This is a genomic window from Hyalangium ruber, from assembly GCF_034259325.1.
GTDB lineage: Bacteria > Myxococcota > Myxococcia > Myxococcales > Myxococcaceae > Hyalangium_A > Hyalangium_A rubrum.
Genome location: NZ_JAXIVS010000007.1, coordinates 176,031 through 197,241, shown reverse-complemented (window position 1 = coordinate 197,241; position 21,211 = coordinate 176,031). Strand labels below are relative to the sequence as shown.

Genomic DNA, 21,211 nt, shown 5'->3' with positions numbered 1-21,211 from the left:
CGCGCGGACGGGGTCCGCGGGGCGCTCAGACGCGAAAGTTGGTGGGACCGGAGCGACCTCCCGGCGCTCCGGACTGGGACTGCGAGGTGCCATTCAGGCCACTGGCGAGCCGATCCATCTTGGCGATGAGGTCCGGGATGCTGCCGGCCGGCGAGAGCTGGATGGCCTTGAGCAGCGCCATCTCCATCGCGAGCCGGGGCTGGGCGGCGCGGGACACGTCCCACACCGAGCCATGCACCACGTCGAAGAGGCGGGAGATCTGCGCCGAGTCTGCCTCCTGGGCGAGGGCCAGCAGGGCCTTCTGTTCGGACTCGGCCAGCTCGGCGGGGGCCTCGCCCAGCGCCTTGGTGACGAAGAGGTGGCGCAGCTGGAGCGCGAGCTCCTCGGCGAGCCGCTTGAGGTCGAGGCCGCGGTTGAAGACCTCCTCGACGCGAGAGAGCACCTTGCGCGCGTCCTTGCGCACCAGTGCCTCGGCGAAGTCCTGCACCATGGTGCGATCGATGGCGCCCAGGGCCTCGGCCACGGCCTCATCGGTGGGGTTGGCGCCGCACGAGGCGAGGATCTGGTCGAGCAGGCTGAGCGCGTCGCGCATGCCGCCCTCGGACTGGCGGACCACGAGCGACAGGGAGCGATCGGAGATGCCGGCGCCTTCGGCCTCGCAGATCTGCTTGAGGCGCTGGAGCATGCGCGCGGCGGGGATGCGGCGGAAGTTGTGGCGCTGGCAGCGGCTGAGGATGGTGTCCGGGAGCTTGTGGGCCTCGGTGGTGGCGAAGATGAACTTCACGTGCCCGGGCGGCTCCTCCAGCGTCTTGAGGAGCGCGTTGAACGCGGCCCCCGAGAGCATGTGGACCTCGTCGATGATGTAGATCTTGTGCCGGTCTCGCTGCGGCAGGTACTTGGCGTTCTCGCGAATCTCGCGGACGTTCTCGACGCCGTTGTTGGAAGCACCGTCGATCTCGGCCACATCCACGGAGGTGCCGGTGGCGATCTCGGTGCAGGCGCGGCAGGTGCCGCAGGGAGTGGCGGTGGGGCCCTTCTCACAGTTGAGGGCCTTGGCGAGCAGGCGGGCGGCCGTCGTCTTGCCCACGCCACGCGGGCCGCAGAACAGATAGGCGTGAGCCACGCGGTCCATCTTGATGGCGTTCGCGATGGTCCGGACGATGTGCTCCTGTCCGGTCATGTCGTCGAAGGTTTGCGGGCGCCACTTACGCGCGAGGACGAGGTAGCTCATGGGGGCCGTCATCTAAACACGGCGGCGCGAATGATCCATGCGCAACTCCCGCCCCCGCGCGGAGAACGACATTCTCCGCCCGTAAGTCAGGGGAAATCCGGTCTTCACCCTCGGACTTCACTCAACGTCCGAGCGCCTTGAGCACGACTCCGGCGGCGTTGTGCCCGGCGGCGCCAATGACGCTGCCAGCGGGGTGGCACCCGGCGCCGCAGAAGTAGAGCCCCTGCACGGGCGTCTCATAGGGGAGCCGCTCGTTGAAGCCGCGCTTGTTGTCCACGTGGTGGATGTGGCCGTGCGTAATCCCGAAGTGGGCCTCGATGCGCGGCGGAGACAGGGTGAAGGTCTCCACGACGAGATCGCTCGTGCCGGGAGCGAAGCGGTCGCAGATGGACAGCAGGTGCTGCACGTAGCGCGACTCCTCCTTCTCCCAGGTGGAGCCCTTGGGCTGGTAGGGCACCCACTGCACGAAGAGGGCGGAGTTGTGGTGGCCCTCGGCGTCGCGCAGCGAGGGGTCGACGGGCGTGTGGAAGTACCACTCGATGGAGGGGAACTCGGCGAGCTTGCCGGCCTTGGTGTCGGCGTAGGACTGGGTGAGCGACTCGAGCACGTCCTCCTGGGGCAGCAGGTGGATGGTGGGGCCGAACTGGCCGCGGTCCTCGGGCAGACAGGTGAAGGTGGGCAGGCCCTTGAGGCACAGGTTCACCTTGAGGGTGGTGCCCGGGGTAGCCATGGCGTCGATGCTCTGGCGGTAGTCGGCGGACAGGGCCGAGTCGGACACCAGTTTCAGCGTGCGGAACGGATCCGCGTTGGACACCACCACGGAGGCGGAGATTTCCTCGCCGCCCTCCAGCACCACGCCCTTCACCACGCCCCGGTCGGTGCGGATGGAGGCCACCTTGGCGCGGGTGCGCACCTCGCCGCCGTGCTTGCGCACGAGCTTCTCGAGGGACTGGGTGACGGTGCCCATGCCGCCGCCGACGATCATCCACGTGCCGCCGCTGCCGGGCAGCCGGCACATGTTGTGGACGAGCAGGTTCATGCCCGCGCCGGGCGTGTCGTAGCCCGCGTCCAGCCCGGAGAAGGCGTCGGTCACCGCGTACATGGCCTTGAGCAGGTCCGACTGGTAGCCGAAGCGGTCCAGGTACTCGTGCGCGGTCCCACGACACAGGTTGATGAAGGGGGTGCGCAGGGCAGGGCGGATGAAGCGCTCGGCGGTCTCCTCCAGGGAGAGCGGGGGCATCAGCCACGCCGGGGCCAGGTCATCGCGCATGGCGGCCAGCTCGGTGTTCATCGCCTGGTTGGCGTTCCAGTCCGCCTCGGAGAAGAACGCCAGGAACTGGCGCTTCATCTCCTGCTCGTTCGAGCCGAACAGGAGGTAGCGCTTGTCCAGGGTGGGCAGGAAGTAGTGCGGATCCCGGCGCTTGAGGGGCAGCTCCAGCTCCAGCTCGCGCATCAACTCCGGAGGCATGAGGCCGAGCAGGTAGGCGCCCGTGGACACGCCCAGCTTGGGCGCCGAGCGGAACGGGTACTCCGTCTTGCTGGCCCCTCCCACCATGTCCTTCTCTTCGAGGACGGTGACCTTCAAACCCCGGCGCGCGAGCAGCGCCGCGGTGACGAGCCCGTTGTGGCCCGCGCCTACCACGATGACATCTGGCATGTGGATTCCCTCCGCTCCCAAGGCTCTTAGCCGAGCTTGGGGCAGGCGGACAAATTCCCTCGGCTTGCGTGTGGGCTCCGGGACGGGGAGAGTCGCGCCGCCACCCATGTCCGTGCCCGCGCCTCAGCCCTCCGTTTCCACCTCGCCCGAGCCTTCGCAGGCGTTCGCCGCCAGTGCCGCGCCCGCTGCCCGAGCCTTGGGGCGAGGGTGGCTCGCCCTGATGGGGGCCGTGGCCCTGGCGCCCGCGGTCATCGCCGTGACGCAGCTGGGCCGCATCCATCCTGACGAGGTGTACCAGGTGCTCGAGCCGGCCTGGCACCGCGCCCATGGCTATGGCGTGCTCGCCTGGGAGTGGCAGGACGGGCTGCGCAACTGGGCGGTGCCCCTGCTGTTCTCGTGGCTGCTGCGCCTGGCCTCCCTGCTGGGGCTCACCCACCCCCAGGCCTACCGGGCCCTGCTGGAACTGCCGCAGTTGGCGCTGCACGGGTGGATGTTGCTGGCCACATACCGCTATGCCGAGCGCCGGGCAGGGCAGGCGGCGGGTCTGCTCGCGACCCTGTTGATGGGGCTCTATGGGCCGGTGCTCGTCTTCGGGGGCCGGACGATGAGCGAGTCCTTCTCCGCGGCCTTCCTCGTCATCGCCCTGGAGGCCCTCGACCGCAGGGAGCGCCTGGAGCGCGCCGGGCTGCTGGGCGGGCTGGCGCTCGGGCTGGCGGTGGTGACGCGCTACGGCTCGGCCGTCGTCGTCCTCGCGGCGCTCGTGTGGCTGGGGTTGGCGGGGCGGTGGCGGGTGCTGGCCTTTACCTGCCTTGGAGGCCTGGCGGTGGCGTTGGGGCTGGGCGCGCTCGACTGGAGTACCTGGGGTTCGCCCTTCCACTCCCTGCTGGCCTACCTGCGCTTCAACGTCTTCACGAACGGAGCCGCGCAGCAGTTCGGCGCCCACCCACGCGGCTTCTACGTGCCGGTGCTCCTCACGGCCATTCCCCTCTGGGTCTGGCTGACCGCGCCGCTAGGGCTAGCCTCTCTACGCCGCCGCGCCGTCTCCCTGCCGCTGTTCTGCGCCGCGGTGTACGTGGCGGCGGTGAGCGCCACCCCGCATAAGGAGGAGCGCTTCCTCTACCCGGCGCTCGTGCTGCTGGTGCTCGCGGCGGCGCCGGCCATTGCGGGTTGGCTCATGGCCCCCTCCCGCCTGGAGCGGCTCCGCTGGGGCGGCGCGGCCCTGGCGTTGGTGGCCACCGTGGCGCCAGCCGCCTCCTATCCGCCGCAGGACCTGCGGGCGGACCAGTTCCGGGCCATCGTCACCGCCACGCGGGACGCCCGAGCCACCGGCCTGCTCATTGTCAACGAGGGCCTGTGGGGCGCGGGGGGCTTCTTCTACCTCGGCAAGAACATCCCCTGGCTCACCTGCGACTGGCCCCATGACTGGGCCTTCCAGCGCGCCATCCAGGACCCAGCCTTCAACCGCGCCGTCACTTTCGAGGGCCGGGCCCTGCCAGAGCTCCAAGCCGCGGGCTTCCGGGTGGTGGGGCAGGTGGGCCGCGAGACGATGCTCGCCCGCTAGCCCGCAAAGCAAAGAGCCGATGCCCACGAGAGGCATCGGCTCTTCACTTCAAGAGAAACGGCCGGGACACACGCGAAGGTGCGCTACCGTTGCTTCCTTCCGGACCTGGCGGGGTTCACGTCCCCACGTTGTCCCGACCACAAAGATTTTCGACGACTTCGAGCAAGAGCTACGGAGAGGGTGGGATTCGAACCCACGATACCCGTTAAGGTATGCACGCGTTCCAGGCGTGTGCCTTCAACCGCTCGGCCACCTCTCCAGGGGCTTGCTACAAGCGGAGAGCGTAGGATTCGAACCTACGGTACCGTTACCGGTACGCCTGATTTCGAGTCAGGTGCCTTCGACCACTCGGCCAGCTCTCCAGTATTCACTTGTCACGCTTCTTCTCGCGCAGGCGCTCGAAGAAGCTCTTGAGAAGCAGGCGGCTCTCGTCCGCCAGGATGCCACTTGTTACCTGCAGCCGATGGTTGTGCCGAGGCTCCTCGGCCAGGTTGTAGAGCGAACCCACCGCTCCAGCCTTGGGGTCCATCGCCCCGAATACCAACCGCGTCACTCGACTCTGCACCAGCGCGCCGGCGCACATCGCGCACGGCTCCAGCGTCACATACAGCGTGACTCCCGACAGTCGCCAGGCACCCCGTGCTTTCGCGGCGGCATCCATCGCCAACAGCTCCGCGTGTGCCAGGGGGTTGCGGTCGATCTCGCGGCGGTTGAAGCCAGTGCCAATGACCTGGCCTTCATGTACCGCCACCGCGCCGACGGGAACCTCTCCGAGTGCCTCTGCTTCCCGCGCCAGCGCAAGCGCCTGCTGCATGAAAGCTTCGTCTTCACTCATGAGAGAAGCGGCGAGGAAGTGTGGCGCTCCCTGGAGGATTCGAACCTCCGGCCTTCGGATTCGTAGTCCGACGCTCTATCCAGCTGAGCTAAGGGAGCGTGTCTTCCAACGCTGCTACAACGATAAGTGGCGGAGAGAGAGGGATTCGAACCCTCGATACCCTTTCGAGTATGCAGGTTTAGCAAACCTGTGCCTTCAGCCTCTCGGCCATCTCTCCAACTCTTCTCTGTCAAAGAACTGCGAAAGACAAGAACAAAAAATCGGAGGAGGTAGGATTCGAACCTACGGAGAGCTTTCACCCTCTGCGGTTTTCAAGACCGCTGCCTTCAGCCGCTCGGCCACTCCTCCACTGCTATCAAGCCGCGCGGTCCCGCCAGCTGCGCGGGGCCGCCCTTCTACCTGATCCATCGCCCATTGCAATGGGGATGTGGCCTACAGGGGCCGGATCTCCCGCATTCCGCCCATGTAGGGCCACAACGCCTCCGGGATGGCGACGCTTCCGTCCTCCCGCTGGTAGTTCTCGAGGATGGCGATGCTCGTCCGCCCCACGGCCAGCCCGCTGCCATTCAGGGTGTGGAGCAGCTGGGGCTTGTCGCCCTTCTGGGCGCGGAAGCGAATCTTGGCCCGGCGTGCCTGGAAGTCGCCGCAGTCCGAGCACGAGGAGATCTCCCGGTACGCTCCCTGGCCCGGCAGCCAGACCTCGATGTCGTAGGTCTTCCGCGAGGCAAAGCCCATGTCGCCGGTACACAGCAGCACCACCCGGTGGTGCAGCCCCAGGCGCCGCAGGATGTCGCACGCGTCGTCCGTCATGCCCTCCAGCTCCTGGAGGCTGGTGTCCGGGGTGGCGAACTTCACCAGCTCCACCTTGTGGAACTGGTGCTGGCGAATCAGCCCGCGCGTGTCGCGGCCCGCCGCGCCGGCCTCCGCGCGGAAGCAGGGGCTGAAGGCGCAGTACTTCAGCGGCAGCTGGCCCGCCTCGAGGATCTCATCCGCGTGGTAGTTGGTGACGGGCACTTCGGCGGTGGGGATGAGGAAGCGCTCGGGGTCGCCCGACGTCTTGAAGGCGTCCTCCTCGAACTTGGGCAGCTGGCCGGTGCCCATCATCGTCTCGCGCAGCACGAGATAGGGCGGCAGCATCTCCATGTAGCCCTTCTGCGTGTGGACATCGATCATGAAGGTGACCAGCGCCCGCTCCAGCCGCGCCAGGGCCGCCTTGTAGAAGGTGAAGCGGCTGCCCGACACCTTGGCGGCCCGCTCGAAGTCCAGCATCCCCAGCTTCTCGCCGACCTCGAAGTGCTGCTTGGGCGTGAAGAGGAAGTTGGGCTTCTCGCCCCAGGTACGCGCCACGACATTTTCCTGCTCGCTGGCGCCGACGGGGACCGACTCGTGGGGGATGTTGGGGATGAGCAGAAGGATGCGGTTCAGCTCCTCCTCGACCTCCTTGAGGCGGGCCTCCTTCTCCTTGATCTCCTGGGAGACGGCGCGCAGGTCCCCGCGCAGTGCTTCCAGCGCGGCCGGATCCTCCTTGGCCTTGCGCTTCATCTCCTCGTTGGCGGAATTGCGGCGGGCCGCCAGAGACTCCATGGCGACGTAGAGCTCACGCCGCTCGGTGAAGAGCTTCTGGAAGGGGCCAAGGTCCAGGCTGCCGCCGCGGGCCTTGAGCCGGGCGACTACCGCATCGAAGTTCTGGGCGACGTACCGGAGATCCAGCATGGGGGGCGACTCTTAGTCAGCCCGGACGGGCCCGGCAAGCAGCACCTGACCCGCGACGCCCGGAAGCGGACGTCGCGGGCAGGAAAGCGGACTACTCGAGGGCGGCGATCTCGTCCTCGATCTCCTGCTTGTCCTCGGCGTTGGGCTTCAGCTCGAGGTACTTCTTGAAGGACTCGGCGGCCTCCTTCTTCTTGTACTTATCCTTGTAGGCAAAGCCCAGGTAGTAGTGGGCCTGGGCGTTGTCCGGCTCGGCCGCGATGGCCTTCTTGTACCAGTCGATGGCGCGGGTGTGCTGCTCGCGCTCGGACCAGGCACGGCCAATCTTGTAATAGACGTAGGTGAGCTCCGGGGCCTCCTTGAGCGCCTTCTCGTAGCGCTTGATGGCCTCGTCCCAGCGGCCGGCGGTGAAGTACGCATCGCCAATGGCGCCGAGCACCCGCTTGCGCTTGGGGTCCACCGCCAGGGTGGAGTCGAAGGCGGGAATCGCCTCGTCCACCTTGCCGGCGTCCAGGTAAGCGCGGCCCAGCGCCTCGTAGGCATCGGCGTGAGCCGGATCGCGCTTGATCGTCTCCTTCCACTCCTCGATGGCCTCGGCGATGCGCTCGGCCTTCCGGTAGATCTCGCCCAGGGCGTAGTGGTAGTCGGCGCGCTGCGGAGCCTTCTCCACCGCCAGCTTCATCTGGTCGATGGCGCCGGTGTACTCGGCGCGCTTCGCCTTCACCATGGCCACGTAATAGATGGCCTCGTGGTTGGAGGGCTCGCGGCCGATGGCGAGCATGAGGTTCTTCTCCGCGCCGGCCAGGTCGCCCTTCTCGTAGAGCACCGCGCCCAGGGTGATGGGGATGTTGATGGAGCGCGGATCCTCCTCCTTGGCCTTCTCCAGCTCGGTGACGGCCTCGTCGAGCTGACCCAGCCGCCACAGCACGGTGCCGCGCTGCAGGCGCCCGTCCTTGAGCAGGTGCGGGTCCAGCTCCAGGGCCTTGTTGGAGTCGGTCTTGGCCTTCTCCAGGTCCCCGTTGAGCAGCGCCACGCGGGACAGGCCCAGGTAGGCGTCGGCGAGGCTGGGGTTGAGCTCGGCGGACTTCTTGAACTCCTCCTCGGCCAGACGCACGTTGTTCTCCGCCAGGGCCAACTCGCCCAGGCCGGCGCGAACGCCCGCGTTGTCCGGCGCCTTCTTGGCGGCCTCCTCGAGCTGCAAGCGGGCATCGGCCCCGCGGCGCAGGCGCAGGTAGAAGCGGCCCAGGTAGAGGTTGGCCTCGAAGAGGTTGGGGTCCGCCTTCAGCGCGCGCTGGTAGTGGCCCTCGGCGGCGGCAATCTGGTCACGCGCGTCGTCGATGCGGCCGAAGAGCAGGGCGATGCGCGGCTCGTTGGGGAAGCGGCCGTTGGCGGCTTCCACCGCCTTGTGCGCGTCGCCCATCTTGCCCGTCATCACCAGCGAGGTGATGAAGCCCTCGGTGTAGTCGAGGTTGCCGGCCTCCTCCTTCACCGCGGCCTCGTAGAGCGGCAGGGCGCCGGCGAAGTCGCGGTTGGCGCGCAGCACGCGGGCCAGCGTCGCCTTGACGAAGATGGAGTTCGGGTCCTTCTCGAGGGCGGCCTTCAGCTCCGTCTCGGCCTCCTTGAACTTGAACAGGGCGGCGAGCGCCACGCCCTTGAGGCTGCGGGCGCGGGCCACTTCCGCCGGCCCCAGCTCCTGCATGGCCTTCTCGTCCAGCGCCTTCTCCACGGCGGCCAGGCTCTTGGCGGCGTCGCCCTTGCGCACCAGCAGCTCCACCGCCGCCAGCTCCACCGCGGAGACGACGTGCGTGGGGTTTGCCTGGAGCGCCGCCTCGTACGCCTTGGCGGCCTCGTCCGCGCGGCCGGCGTCCCGGTGCAGGTTGCCCAGCATGTGCAGCGCCTTGGCCGAGTCCTTGCGCGTCTTGAGCACCCGGTCCAGCGTGGAGATGGCGTCCTTCTCCTGGCGCTTGAGGCCATGAGCCTCGGCCAGCAGGAAGGCCACCTCCAGGTCGCTCGCATTGGCCTCGTGGTTGTAGGCGTCCCTCAGCTCGGTGAGCACCTCGTCCGCCTGGCGACGGGCCAGGGCCGAGCCCGCGAAGGCCTTGAGCGCCGCGGGGTTCTTGGTGCCCAGCAGCTCGAAGTCCTCCTTGGCCGCCTGGCAGCGGGCGATGTCCTTCTGGTCCGCGGCGGCGTAGCGGCGCTGCAGATAGAAGATGGACTGGCACCAGAGCGCGCGGACCTCGGGGTACTCCTTGGCCGCGAGCACCTTGGCGGTCAGATCCCGCGCCTGCTGGTAGCCGCTGAAGGTGTCCTCCAGGAGCGCATCCTGCGCGCTCTTCACGTCCGCGGCGGCGGGAGTGCCGGCCGCCACGCGCGCGGGGAAGAACTTGCGCATGCCGAAGATGCCGTACTTCGTCAGGCCGAAGCTCAGGCCGATGAGGACCAAGACCAGCGCCACGCCTCCGCCGATGAGGAACGGCATGCGCTTGCGCCACTTCTCATAGGCACCGCTGCGATCCACGACGGAGATCGCGGCCATGCGGCCCTCGTACAGCTGCTTCATCCGATCCAGGTTGGCGGCGGGAGCGGCCGCCTGCGCCTGCTGCGCCTGGGGCGCATCGGCGCTGGGGGCCACGGCGGGCAGCCCCGTCTTCGAGGCAGGGCCCTCCATCAGCTTCTGGATGGCGGTGGCGAAGGAGGGCACCGTGCCGATGGGCGTCCAGTTCTCCGAGTCCGTGGAGACGTCCTCGTTGCCCAGCAGCTGGCCGTCCTCGAGCATCTTGACGATGACGCCCTCTTCGAACGGGCCGAAGACCTTGCCCGAGCGGCGGCGGACGTGGAAGCGCTTGGCCTTGGTGGCGCCCTTGGCGCCGTTGTCCTTGGCGGCGTCGTCGATGAAGCTGAGCATCTCCAGGCCGTCCGCGGCGCCCGAGGTGGGCGGGGGCGGCAGGGGAGCGGAGAGGTCCACTTCGAGATCGTCCCCCGCCGAGGGCTTCGGCGCGGCTGTCGGGTCGAACTCGAGCGAGTCGCCCATGGACGGAGCGGCGCTCGCCGGAGGGAGCGGATCATCGAAGCTCACGTCCCCGAAGTCGGTGCCCACGTTGAGGGGCGCCGGCGCGGCCGGAGGCGCGGCCTGCTGAGGGGGCTGCTCGCTGAAGTCGAGGTTGAAGTCCTGCGCGGGCGCGGCCGGGGGCGGATCCGAGAGGTCGACGGCGAACGGATCCTCTTCGGAGGAAGCGGCCTGGGGCGGAGGCGCGAAGGCCATGGGCTCCTGCGCGGACGGCGCGCCCATCTCCGGCAGATCGAAGCCGCCCTGCTCCATGGGCGGAGACATGGCGAAGGCATCGCCCTGGGGATCGGCCGGCGGCGGCGGGAGGGCGAACGGATCCTCGGGCGGCGGCAGCGCGAAGGGGTCCGCGTCGGGGCCGGCGGGCGGCGGCGGGAGGGCGAACGGATCCTCCGTGGGCGGCGCGCTCACCTGGGTATAGGCCGAGGCATCGTCATAGTTGCCGGACGGCGGCGGGAGGGCGAACGGATCATTCGGATCCGCGGCGCCGGGCAGGGGGATGGCGTTGCCCGGGTCCTGCGGGTAGGCGGTGCCCGGCAGGGGGATGGCGGCCTGCCCGGCATCGTACGAGGCGAACGGGCCGGCCTGGCCCTGCAGGGCGTTCGGGTCCTGCCCGAAGGAATCGGCGGGCGGCGGGGGCTCCTCGGAGAAGTCGAAGTCCCGGGCGGTGCCGAGCATGTCGTTGTTGCCGTAGGCCGGCGCGGGCGGCGCGGACGGAGGGGCATCCCGAAACGCGGCGGTGGGCAGCGAAGACAGCGCCACCACGCGGGTGGACTCCGACTCATCGCGGTGGGAGTAGTCCCCGCTGTCGTAGTCGCCGAACGGATCCGAGGCCGGCGCGGGCGGCAACGGAATGGCACCCGAGGCCGGCGCGGGCGGCAACGGGATGGCAGCGGCGGCACCCGGCAGCGGAATGGCGGTCTGGGGAGCGGCGGCACCCGGCAGCGGGATGGCGGTCTGGGGCGCGGCGGCGCCAGGCAGCGGAATGGCGGTCTGGGGAGCGGCGGCGCCAGGCAGCGGAATGGCGACCGGCGTCGCCACCCCTTCCGAGGCTGGGCGGATGGGGAAGGTGTTCTGGCACCGGGCGCACTTCAGCTTCGCACCCCCGGGCGGGATCCGCTTGTCATCGATGTTGTAGTTCGTCTGGCAAGACGGGCACGAGACTTTCATGGAGTTCCTTCAGAGACCTGCTAGCACGAGCGCCCAAGGGGGCTCGGATCATCCTCGCGCGCGCAGGCTATCAAGGCGTGCCGGGAGCGGAAAGAACGCGAAGAGGCCCTCTTTTCCTGTGCCCGGAGTCCAGGCGAGGGGGCAGGGGGCTGAGTACACGCGGCTGGCGAGCTGAATACGGCGGCCCCACCGCCTCCTGAGAGGTGGTAGACCCCCGAGCGCCATGGACCCTACCGTCATCCTCGGCGCCGGCCTCGCCGGGCTGTCCGCTGCCCACTTCCTCAAGCGCCCCTGGCGCCTCATCGAGAAGACCGAGCGCGTCGGCGGCCTCATCAAGACCGAAGTCATCGACGGGTGCTACTTCGATCCGACCGGGCACTGGCTGCACCTGAGAGATCCGGAGATCCGTGAGTTGGTGAACACCCTCTGGCTGCCTGGCCAGCTGACGAGCATCCAGCGCAAGGCGGGCATCTTCTCGCGCGGCGTCTTCACCCGCTTTCCCTACCAGGTCAACACCCACGGACTACCGCCAGAGGTCGTCTCCGAGAACCTCATCGGCTACGTGGAGGCCATCTACGGGGAGAAGGGCCGTGCGCTGCGCGAGCGCGAGCCGAGCAACTTCGAGGAGTTCATCCTCCGCTACATGGGGGAGGGCTTCGCGAAGAACTTCATGGTGCCCTACAACCAGAAGCTCTGGACGGTACACCCGCGGGAGCTGTCGGCGGCCTGGGTGGGGCGCTTCGTGCCGCGGCCGACTCTCAAGGAGGTGGTGGACGGGGCGCTCGGGGCGGGCAGCGACGCCCTGGGCTACAACGCCTCCTTCCTCTACCCGCGCGAGGGCGGCATCGAGAGCCTCGCCCGGGCCATGCTGCGCCACCTTCAGGGCGGGGAGGTGAGCGTTCGCACCGAGCCCACCGCCATCGACTGGAAGGCCCGCCGCGTCACCCTCTCGGATGGACGCTCGCTCGGCTATTCGGAGCTGCTCTCCACCATCTCCCTGCCGCACCTGGTGCGGCTGCTCGCCCAGGGGGCCTCGGGCGTGCCGGAGGAGGTCCGGGCCGCCGCTGGCCGGCTGCGCGCCACCACCGTCACCTATGTCTGCGTGGCGGCCCGGGGGAAGAACCGGCAGCCGTGGCATTGGATCTACCTGCCCGAGCTCGAGTTCAAGACGTACCGCATCGGCTCTCCGTCCGCGGTGTACGCGCCGCTGGCGCCCCCGGACACGGCCACCTTCTATGTGGAGTACAGCCACCACGGCGAGCTGTCCCCCGCGCAGTGCGAGCAGCACGCGGTGGAGGACCTGGTGCGCTCTCAGATGATCCACTCGGCCGAGGACATCCTCTTCGCCCAGGCGCGGGAGATTCCCCACGCCTACGTCCTCTATGACGAGGCGTACGGGCCGGCGAAGGCGGAGATCCTCCGCTTCCTGGAGCACGCCCGCATCCTCACGGCCGGGCGCTACGGGCAGTGGGAGTACTCCTCCATGGAGGACGCCATCCTGGGCGGCCGGGCCTCTGCCCGGGTGCTGAACGAGCGTTGAGGACTGTTGATGACGGTCGGCGGCGGGCGTGCTAGGTCGCGCGTTCCGCCCCTGTGCGTTACCCGTCGACCATGGCCGCCCCGTACCTGTCCATCGTCATCCCCGTCTACAACGAGGCCTCCATCGTGGCCTCGGCGGCCGCGGAGTTGTGCCAGGGCCTGGACGCGCGCGGCTGGGACTATGAGGTCATCTTCGCGGAGAACGGCTCGCGTGACGCGACGCCGCAGATCCTCGAGCAGATGTGTACCCAGAACCCGCGCCTGCGGTGGTTCCACTCGGAGCGCCCCAACTACGGCGCGGCGCTCAAGGCCGGCATCCTCAAGGCCCAGGGCACCTACGTGGTGTGCGACGAGATCGACCTGTGCGACCTCACCTTCTATGACGCCGCGCTGCCCTGGCTGGAGCGGGGCGAGGCGGACATGGTGGTGGGCTCCAAGGCGGCCAAGGGGGCCAGTGACCAGCGCCCCCTCGTCCGGCGCGTGGCCACCCGCGTCCACAACAAGCTGCTCCGGGTGGCGCTGGACTTCCGGGGCACGGACACCCACGGGCTCAAGGCGTTCCGGCGCGAGGCGCTCATGCCCGTCATCGCCAAGTGCGTGGTGGACATGGACGTATTCGCCAGCGAGTTCGTCATCCGCGCCTGGCGTGAGGGCTTGAAGGTGATGGAGATCCCCATCCAGCTCCACGAGAAGCGCCAGCCCTCCATCCACCTCTTCCGGCGCGTGCCCAACGTGCTGAGGAACGTGGGCAAGCTCGTCTACGTCATCCGCATTCGCGGCACCTGAGAGGGCTCGCCGTGAGCTCCCGGCTGGCGTCCATCTCCGTCGATCTCGACTCGCTGCACCACTACTGCCGCATCCACGGCCTGCCGGAGACGGTGCTGGACGACCGGGCCCGAGCGCTCGTGTACGCCACCGCCGTGCCGCGCTTCCAGGAGCTGCTGGGCGCCGTGGGGGTACCGGGGACCTTCTTCGCCATCGGAGAGGACCTGTCGGACGCGGGGGCCGCGGCGGCGCTCCGGCGGGCCCATGACGCGGGCATCGAGGTGGCCAACCACAGCTACGCGCACGACTATGCGCTGACACGGCGGGCCCCCGAGTCCATCCGCGAGGAGCTGGTGCGTGGCGAAGAGGCCATCCTCGCCGTCACGGGGACGCGGCCAGTGGGCTTCCGAGCTCCCGGCTATACGCTGAACGCCGCCCTCTATGCGGCCACCGTGGAGCGTGGCTACCTCTATGGCTCCTCCGTGTTTCCGGCGGCCCCGTACTACGCCGCCAAGGCCGCGGTAATGGGGGCGCTGGCGCTGACGGGGCGCCCCTCGCGTTCGGTGCTGGACAGCCCGCGCGTGCTGCTGGCGCCTCGCACCCCGTACCGGCCCGAGCCCGCTCAGCCCTATCGGCGGGGCGCGGGGCCGGTGCTGGAGCTGCCCATGGCGGTGACGCCGGGCGTGCGCTTTCCCTTCATCGGTACCTTCGCGACCACGTTGCCGCTGTTCGGCATCCGTGCCGCCTGGCTGGCGTGCCGGGGCGATGCCTTCTTCAACTTCGAGCTGCACGCGGTGGACGTGCTGGACGAGACGGACGGGATTCCCCCCGAGCTGGTCCGCCAGCAGCGGGACCTGCTCGTGTCGGCCAGCCGGAAGATGCAGCGGCTGGAGACGCTCTTCCGCTGGCTGAAGGAAGAGCGCGACGTCGTCACCCTGCGCGAGGCGGCTGAGCGGCTCTCCCACTCGCTCTGAAGTGGGAAACGCAACGCAGGCTCTCCCAGCCCGGGAGGCGGTGGTGTAAAGAGCCGACATGTTCGAGCGGCTCGGCGACAAGGTCCGGCAGCGTCTGAAGGGCTGGACGGAGCAGATGGCGGGCGAGGAGCGCAAGGAGCGGCTGCAGGCGCTCGTGCGCACGGAGAACGAATACGGGGTGGACCCGTTCGGCTTCAACCTCGACTACAGCCTCGCGGCGGTGGCGCCCCTGCTGTGGGTCTATCGCAACTACCACCGCGTGGAGACCTACGGCATCGAGAAGGTGCCCAAGGGCCGGGTGCTCCTGGTCTCCAACCACTCCGGCCAGCTGCCCATGGACGGGGCGATGATCGGCGTGGCCATGATGATGGAGGCCAACCCCCCGCGTGCCATCCGCAGCATGGTGGAGAAGTGGGTGCCCACGCTGCCGTACATCTCCACCTTCTTCGCCCGGGTGGGGCAGATCGTCGGCACCCCGGAGAACTGCCGCCGCCTGCTGAACGCGGGCGAGGCCATCCTCGTCTTCCCGGAAGGGGCGCGAGGCATCTCCAAGCTGTGGCCGCAGCGCTACCAGCTCCAGGAGTTCGGCCTGGGCTTCATGCGCCTGGCCCTGGAGACGGACACTCCCATCGTCCCCGTGGCTGTTGTCGGCGCCGAGGAGCAGGCCCCCGCGCTGATGGACATCAAGCCCGTGGCCAAGCTGCTCGGCTTCCCGTCCTTCCCCATCACTCCCACGGGGCTGCCCATCCCGCTGCCCACCAAGTACCGGCTCTATTTCGGCGACCCGATGCACTTCAGCGGCCGCGCCGATGACGAGGACAGCGAGCTGGACAAGAAGGTGCGCACCGTGAAGGGCGCCATCCAGTCGATGATCCATATGGGCCTCAAGGAGCGCCGGAGCATCTTCTGGTGAGCCAATCGCCGTGTGCTAGGAGGGGGGCTCCATGAGACCGGCCGTCGTCATCACGGGCATCAGCGGCAACCTGGGCCGCGCGCTCGCCAAGCAGCTGCACAAGAACGAGCGCATCATCGGCATCGATCGGCGCCCCTTCGTGGGCAAGCCGAAGGATGTCGAGATGTACCAGCTGGATCTTCGCAAGAAGAAGGCCGAGGACGTCTTCCGCAAGAACGAGGTCCGCGCCGTCATCCACATGGGCATCATGCATGACCCGCGCATGAGCGAGGAGGAGCACCACTCCTTCAACGTCGTGGGCACCACGCGCCTGCTCGAGTACTGCGCCAAGTACGGCGTGAAGAAGGTGGTCGTCCTCTCCTCGGCCAACGTCTACGGCCCCAGCCCGGACAACTCCAACTTCCTCACCGAGGACGCGCCGCTCATGGCGGCCAGCCGCTTCTCGGGCGTCAGAGACCTCATCGAGGTCGACATGCTCGCCCACGGCTTCTTCTGGCGGCACCCCGACATCAACACCGTCATCCTCCGCCCCGTCCACATCGTCGGGCCCACCATCAAGAACGCCCCCTCCAACTACCTGCGGCTGCGCCACCCGTGGACGCTGGCGGGGTTCGACCCCATGGTGCAGCTCATCCACGTGGAGGATGTGTCGCGCGCCATGGTCGAGGCCCTGAGCCCCACGCTCAAGGGCGTCTACAACGTGGTGGGCCCGGGCGAGGTGCCCCTCACCTCGGTGCTGCGCGAGCTGGGCCATACCCCCATCCCCGTGCCGCACCCCGTCGCCCGGCCCGTGCTGGGCATGCTCTTCAAGTACCGGCTGGCCAGCTTCCCGCCGCCCGAACTGGACCACATCCAGTTCCTCTGCAACGTGGACGGCAACCGCTGGCGCAAGGAGGCAGGCTGGAAGCCTCGCTTCTCCATGCGCGAGACCATCCGCTCCGTCATCGGCGAGTAGCCTCGGGCCATCCCTGACAGCCATGTCAGGGGCCTCGGCCACGAAGGGCAGGGAGCGCCTGACAGCCGTGTCATGCGCCGCACCTCTCTGAGAGGGGGCTGCGGGTCCTTCTTCAGCGCAAGTGCTTGATTTCTCAGGGCCATACCCCGGTACGGGGCCGTGGCACCGGCCTTGCTCTAAGGGAAGGCATGGTTAGGGAGTTCCATAGGGGAACTCTCGACGCCCGTCGCCTCGGCCGGCCCCGAGTCGACGGGCGGTTTTTTTTCTACGGTAGCTCGCCCTCGAAGGGCCCGTCGAGCTGCCGCTCCAGCAGCCATGCCCCCTCTCGGAAGACGAACTCCGAGGTGACGGTGGCTGTCTGCTCGGAGGCCGAGGGCAGCCGCATCCACTGGAACCGCGTGGTGACGACGGCCCTCATCCCGTCGGGCGCTATCGCCGCCTCCAGGATTTCGAAGTCGGTGATCGACAGATCCCGCTCGTCGTGCAGCTCGCGCCGCGTCCGCAGGAAGTCCTCGCGCCGCTCCGGGATGATGTGGCGCGCCGCCCCGCGGAAGTCCTTCCAGCGCAGGCGCTTGTGAAAATCCTCCACCACGGGACGTAGGCCCTCCATACCGGTGGTCGTGGGCGTGTGGGCGCAGGCCCCACCCAGCAGGGCCATCAGGAGGGTCCAAACGAGCGGGCGCATGATGACAGGCGAAGGTAGCACCCAGAGGAGACCCCACAAGAAGATCCCGGTGCTATCGTCTCTACCCCCTCGCCCGCGCACCGGAGTTTCGAAAGTCCATGGCCAAGTCGATGGTGGAGCGGTACGAGCAGCTTCTGCTGCAGGACCCCACTTCCGCGGTTTTCGTAGAACTCGCCAAGGCCCTCCTCGAGAAGGGGGAGCCGGCGCGCACCATCGAGGTGTGTGAGAAGGGCATCTCTCATCACCCCAACTCGGTTATCGGCCGCGTGCTGTGGGGCAAGGCGCTGCTGCACCTGGGCAAGCCGGCCCAGGCGATGGAGCAGTTCGATCAGGCGATCGCTGTCGATAAGGAGAACGCCCACGCCTACAACCTGATCAGCGAGGTGCTGGTGCAGCGCGGGCTGTTCCGCTCGGCGCTGCCCATCCTTCGCAAGGCCGCGGCGCTGCAGCCCAATGATGGGCGGGTGCGCCTGTGGCTGGATCAGACGCAGCAAGCGCTCTCGGGTGGCCCTCCGCCGGTGATGGCGGATCTGCCCGGGCTCACTTCCAACGCGCTCGCGCCCAAGCCTCAGGAGGAAGAAGAGCCACCCGCGCCGCCGCCGGAGCTGCGGCAGCCCGAGAGCGTCGAGGTGAAGCAGGCCGAGACGCCGCAGGTGGCTCGGGCCGAGGCCGCCCCCGCTGCTCCCGTTCGGAGGGCGGAGGCCCCGCCCCCACCGCCCCCGGAGGAGCGGGAGGAATCCACTCCCGCGGTGGCCGCGCCGCCACCGCCACCGAGCGAGGAAGAGGCCCCGAGGAAGTCTCCGCCCGAGAAAGTGAAGGTGGTGTACTTCTACCCCCGCTCCGCCTCGAAGCTCACCGACGAGGAGGACACCCTGCCTCCCGGACAGACGCGGGAAGGGCTCATGCAGGGCATGCCGCCTCCGCCTCCGGAGGATGGCGACTTCGATCCGGGCCAGGAAGAGGTGACCGGGGTCCGAAAGCTGACGGATCTGTGGCGGGCCCCCACCGCTCCGGCAGGGCTGCTGCCGGACGTCGATCTTCCCGAAGGTCAGGAGCCGCTCGAGGAGCGGACGGCGCCTCCTGTTCCCGACGAGGAGTTCCAGGCCTCCGAGGCGGAGCCGCCGCCGGGAGCCGGAGGGCTCCTGGGAGATCTTCCGCCTCCCGAGGAAGAGGATGATCTGGCGGCGATCCCCTCGGCGGCGCGCGTGTCCGATACGGCGCGCACCTCGCCTCGGCCGCGCTCCGCCGCTGCCGCCGTCGCCAAGCGCGCGCTCCTCGATGAGATTCCGGATGCCGCGGAGCCTCCGGTGCCTCATGCCGTGCGGACGACCGCCTCCTCCGAGGCGGACACCGCGGCCATCGCCGCCGCCTACGAGAAGGAGCTGCGCGAGAAGCACGCCAAGAGCGCCGCGAAGCCCTCCTTCATCTCGCGCCTGGGGGTGAAGCACGCCGTGGGCGTGGTCGGGGTGCTGGTGCTGATGGTGGGCATCGTGGCGTTCGTCGTCATCCGCTCGCGGCAGGGTGGCAAGACGCTCGCGGAGGTGCTGGATCGCGCCGAGCGCGCCATCTCCGTGGACACGCGCTCCTCCCTGCGCGAGGCGCTCGGTCTGCTCGAGCGCGCGCGGGAGATGGACGACGGCAGCAGCCGCGCCTGGGCGCTGACGGCCTACGCGCACGCGCTGCTCTACGCCGACCACGGGAGCGCCTTCGAGAGCCGGCAGCAGACGCTCTCGGCCCTGGAGTACCCGGGCGTGCGCGCCGAGCATGTGGGGCTCAGCCTCGCCTCCGATGTGCTCGTGGCGGACGACAAGGCGCGGGCCACCACCCGCCGCGCGCTGCTGGAGTCCAAGGACGACTCGCCCGAGCTGAACACCGTCGCCGGCAGCGTGCTGCTGGAGGACAAGCAGCCGCAGAAGGCGGTGGAGCGCTTCAAGCTCGCGGTGAACTCACCGCGTCCGGTGCGCGCGCTGGTGCAGCTTGGGCGCTACTACCAGGACTTCGGCGACCCCACCAACGCGCTGGAGATGTACTCGCTTGCCCGGAAGGCCTCTCCCGAGCACCCGCTGGCCCGCATCGGCATGGCGGAGAACCAGCTCGAGCTGGGGCAGGAGCTGGAGGCGGCGCTCTTCGACATGCAGGGGCTCAGCGCGGATGCGGAGCTTCCCGAGGCGACACGCACGCGGCTGCAGCTCGTCCAGGGCCGGCTCCTCACGGAGCTGGGGCGGTATGACGAGGCGCGGAACCTGCTGGCCAGCGGCACGAAGGGCCCCCTGGCCTTCGAGTTCCAACTGGCGGTCGGTGACGCGAGCCGCGCGGGCGGCAAGCTGGAGGAGGCCCAGCAGTCCTATGAGGCCGCCCTCAAGCTGCAGCCCAAGAGCGAGGAGGCCCGCGAGGGCCTGGGGCGGACGCTGCTGGACCGGGATCGCGCCAAGGAGGCGCTGGCGCGGCTGGAGGGAGACAGCGGCCGCCGGGTGGCGCTGGTGCGCGCGGCGGCCTACGCGCGGCTGGAGGACTGGAAGCGGGTGCGCTCGGAGCTGGGCAAGACGCAGGTGAACAACCGCTATCCCCCCGAGGCCGTGGGCTACCTCGCCATGGCGGACACCATGGAGGGCAACGGCGAGCAGGCGCGCGATGCGCTGGAGAAGGCGGTCAACGCCGTGAAGCGGCCTCGCACGGAGCTGCGCGTGGCGCTGGGACAGGTGTACTGGCGCCTGCGCGCGCCGGACAAGGCGCAGGCCCAGTTCGAGGAGGCCATGAAGGACCCGCGCGACTACGAGGCCCCGTGCGCGCTGGGGCGGCTGCTGCTCTCGCGCGGCGTGCCGGACATCGCCCTCAAGCCGCTCACGCAGGCGGTGACGCGCAACCCCTTCCACGGCGAGGCCCGGGATGCACTGGGCCGGGCGCTGCTGGCGCTGGGCCGCACGGAGGAAGGCTTCCAGCAGTTCGAGGTGTGGAAGAACACCCACGCCGAGAGCGCGGCGGCGCAGAAGGGCTATGCCCTGGCGCTCTTCCACACGGGCAAGCGCCAGGAGGCGGCGGAGGTGGCAGGGCGTGCGGTGAAGCTCGATGCGAGCGACGCCGAGGCGCACCGGGTGCGTGCCGTCATCCTCTTCACCAACGGCGACGCCAAGGGAGGCTTCAGCGCCCTGGAGAAGGCCAACAAGCTCGATCCAAGGGACGCGGAGACCTTCTGCGAGATCGCCCATGCCTTCCTGCGCCAGGACAAGGCGGAGGCCGCCGGGGCGGCATTCGAAGCGGCGCGTCGCGAGGGGCCGGACGCTTCGTGCGGCATGGTGGGGCAGCACTACGCGGACCTCTCCGGAGGGCGCGTGGCGGCCAAGGCGCTGGACGGCCTCGCCGACAAGGCGCCCACCGTCTGGGACAAGGCCTTCGCGCAGACGGCCAAGGCGCGGGTGCTGCTGGAGGCCGGCGCGCTGAAGGAGGCGCGCACGGCGGCGGAGGCGGCGGTGAAGCTGGCGCCCTTCAACGGGCGGGCGCACCTGGCGCTGGGGCTCGTGGCCCTCCGGCAGCGGCAGGAGGAGCCGGCGATGGCGGCGCTCAACAAGGCCGTGGAACTGGAGCCGGCCCATGGCATGGCGCACCTGGCCCTGGCCGACGCGCTGTCGCGCAAGACCGAGGAGTTGCCGCGCGCCATCCAGGAGTACGAGACGTTCCTGTCGCTGGCCGGTTCCTCCGAGGAGGCCAAGCGGGTGAAGAAGGCCCTGCCCAACCTCAAGAAGCGGGTGAAGTAGCGTGCAGACTCCCTCTCAGCGCCCGCCCCCCTATCCGTTGCTGCACATCATGGCGGGCAACGCGTTCCTGCTCTCCATCATCTACCTGCTGGTGGGCATCGCGGTGGAGGGGGCGCGTCGCGTGTACCCCTCGACATTCGTCCAGCGGCTCTCCCTGTCCCTGGATGCGCTGCCGGCCCGGGCGCTGGAGTTCGTCGGGGCCATGGAGCCGCTGCGCCGCGTCTACCTCAACGGCAAGCTGCCCGAGTACCAGGTGCGCCTCATCTTCGGGGTGACCACCGTCGCCATCATCTTCGTGCTGGCCTTCGTGGTGGGCCTCATCGTGGGAGGCCTCCGCAGCTACGTGGAGCGCCGCGCGCTGCGCAAGTACAACCAGGGCGGGCGAGGGTAGGGCGCTCTC

General features: G+C 69.2%; 14 protein-coding genes, 5 tRNA genes and 1 other RNA gene. 8 read left to right on the top strand and 12 right to left on the bottom strand.

What is annotated here, in order from left to right:
- Positions 1-25: 25 nt before the first annotated feature.
- Together dnaX and SYV04_RS21475 are read right to left on the bottom strand one after the other, a co-directional pair.
- Positions 26-1,231, bottom strand: a complete 1,206-nt coding sequence (dnaX, locus tag SYV04_RS21480) for a DNA polymerase III subunit gamma/tau (protein ID WP_321547723.1) — start codon at positions 1,229-1,231, stop codon at positions 26-28.
- 121 nt (positions 1,232-1,352) lie between these two features.
- On the bottom strand, positions 1,353-2,888 hold the full coding sequence (locus SYV04_RS21475) for a phytoene desaturase family protein (RefSeq protein WP_321547722.1): 1,536 nt from the start codon (positions 2,886-2,888) through the stop codon (positions 1,353-1,355).
- Between the two features lie 106 nt (positions 2,889-2,994).
- On the opposite strand from SYV04_RS21475, the gene SYV04_RS21470 reads away from it, so the two are divergent.
- Entirely contained in the window at positions 2,995-4,449 is a 1,455-nt protein-coding gene (locus tag SYV04_RS21470; RefSeq protein WP_321547721.1) for a glycosyltransferase family 39 protein, read from the top strand.
- A gap of 51 nt (positions 4,450-4,500) precedes the next feature.
- Here the strand turns inward: SYV04_RS21470 and ffs are convergent.
- From ffs to SYV04_RS21425, 9 genes are all read right to left on the bottom strand, one after another.
- An RNA gene (gene ffs, locus SYV04_RS21465) (signal recognition particle sRNA small type) lies at positions 4,501-4,593 on the bottom strand.
- Between the two features lie 28 nt (positions 4,594-4,621).
- Positions 4,622-4,708 (bottom strand) — tRNA-Ser (locus SYV04_RS21460).
- Between the two features lie 16 nt (positions 4,709-4,724).
- Positions 4,725-4,811: transfer RNA gene (locus SYV04_RS21455), tRNA-Ser, on the bottom strand.
- A 5-nt stretch (positions 4,812-4,816) separates the two neighbouring features.
- Complete coding sequence (gene tadA, locus SYV04_RS21450) at positions 4,817-5,284, bottom strand: tRNA adenosine(34) deaminase TadA (protein WP_321547720.1); 468 nt, start codon at positions 5,282-5,284, stop codon at positions 4,817-4,819.
- 21 nt (positions 5,285-5,305) lie between these two features.
- Positions 5,306-5,382 (bottom strand) — tRNA-Arg (locus tag SYV04_RS21445).
- 29 nt (positions 5,383-5,411) lie between these two features.
- Positions 5,412-5,501, bottom strand: a tRNA-Ser gene (locus SYV04_RS21440).
- A gap of 44 nt (positions 5,502-5,545) precedes the next feature.
- A tRNA-Ser gene (locus SYV04_RS21435) sits at positions 5,546-5,632 on the bottom strand.
- 84 nt (positions 5,633-5,716) lie between these two features.
- The gene (gene serS, locus SYV04_RS21430; protein ID WP_321547719.1) at positions 5,717-6,997 is read right to left on the bottom strand and encodes a serine--tRNA ligase; all 1,281 of its coding nucleotides are present in this window, start codon (positions 6,995-6,997) and stop codon (positions 5,717-5,719) included.
- 91 nt (positions 6,998-7,088) lie between these two features.
- On the bottom strand, positions 7,089-11,228 hold the full coding sequence (locus SYV04_RS21425) for a tetratricopeptide repeat protein (RefSeq protein ID WP_321547718.1): 4,140 nt from the start codon (positions 11,226-11,228) through the stop codon (positions 7,089-7,091).
- 223 nt (positions 11,229-11,451) lie between these two features.
- Between SYV04_RS21425 and SYV04_RS21420 the strand changes: the two genes are divergently transcribed.
- The 5 genes from SYV04_RS21420 (at position 11,452) to SYV04_RS21400 (ending at position 16,374) form a co-directional block, all read left to right on the top strand.
- Positions 11,452-12,768, top strand: a complete 1,317-nt coding sequence (locus SYV04_RS21420) for a protoporphyrinogen/coproporphyrinogen oxidase (protein ID WP_321547717.1) — start codon at positions 11,452-11,454, stop codon at positions 12,766-12,768.
- A gap of 71 nt (positions 12,769-12,839) precedes the next feature.
- Positions 12,840-13,553: a glycosyltransferase family 2 protein gene (locus SYV04_RS21415; protein WP_321547716.1), complete on the top strand. Its 714-nt coding sequence runs from the start codon at positions 12,840-12,842 to the stop codon at positions 13,551-13,553.
- A gap of 11 nt (positions 13,554-13,564) precedes the next feature.
- Positions 13,565-14,506 (top strand): polysaccharide deacetylase family protein, encoded by a 942-nt coding sequence (locus SYV04_RS21410; protein WP_321547715.1) that lies wholly within the window; start codon positions 13,565-13,567, stop codon positions 14,504-14,506.
- Between the two features lie 58 nt (positions 14,507-14,564).
- Positions 14,565-15,419, top strand: coding sequence for a lysophospholipid acyltransferase family protein (locus tag SYV04_RS21405; protein ID WP_321547714.1), 855 nt, complete (start codon positions 14,565-14,567; stop codon positions 15,417-15,419).
- Between the two features lie 31 nt (positions 15,420-15,450).
- Positions 15,451-16,374 carry an SDR family oxidoreductase gene (locus SYV04_RS21400; protein ID WP_321547713.1) on the top strand — a complete coding sequence of 308 codons (924 nt, stop codon included), beginning with the start codon at positions 15,451-15,453 and terminating at the stop codon, positions 16,372-16,374.
- Positions 16,375-16,639: 265 nt separating this feature from the next.
- Here SYV04_RS21400 and SYV04_RS21395 read toward each other — a convergent pair whose 3' ends face one another.
- Positions 16,640-16,966, bottom strand: a complete 327-nt coding sequence (locus tag SYV04_RS21395; protein WP_321547712.1) for a hypothetical protein — start codon at positions 16,964-16,966, stop codon at positions 16,640-16,642.
- A gap of 191 nt (positions 16,967-17,157) precedes the next feature.
- Here SYV04_RS21395 and SYV04_RS21390 point away from each other — a divergent pair, with 191 nt between their 5' ends.
- Positions 17,158-20,811 carry a tetratricopeptide repeat protein gene (locus SYV04_RS21390; RefSeq protein WP_321547711.1) on the top strand — a complete coding sequence of 1,218 codons (3,654 nt, stop codon included), beginning with the start codon at positions 17,158-17,160 and terminating at the stop codon, positions 20,809-20,811.
- A 49-nt stretch (positions 20,812-20,860) separates the two neighbouring features.
- Positions 20,861-21,202 (top strand): hypothetical protein, encoded by a 342-nt coding sequence (locus SYV04_RS21385; protein WP_321548022.1) that lies wholly within the window; start codon positions 20,861-20,863, stop codon positions 21,200-21,202.
- Positions 21,203-21,211: the final 9 nt, after the last annotated feature.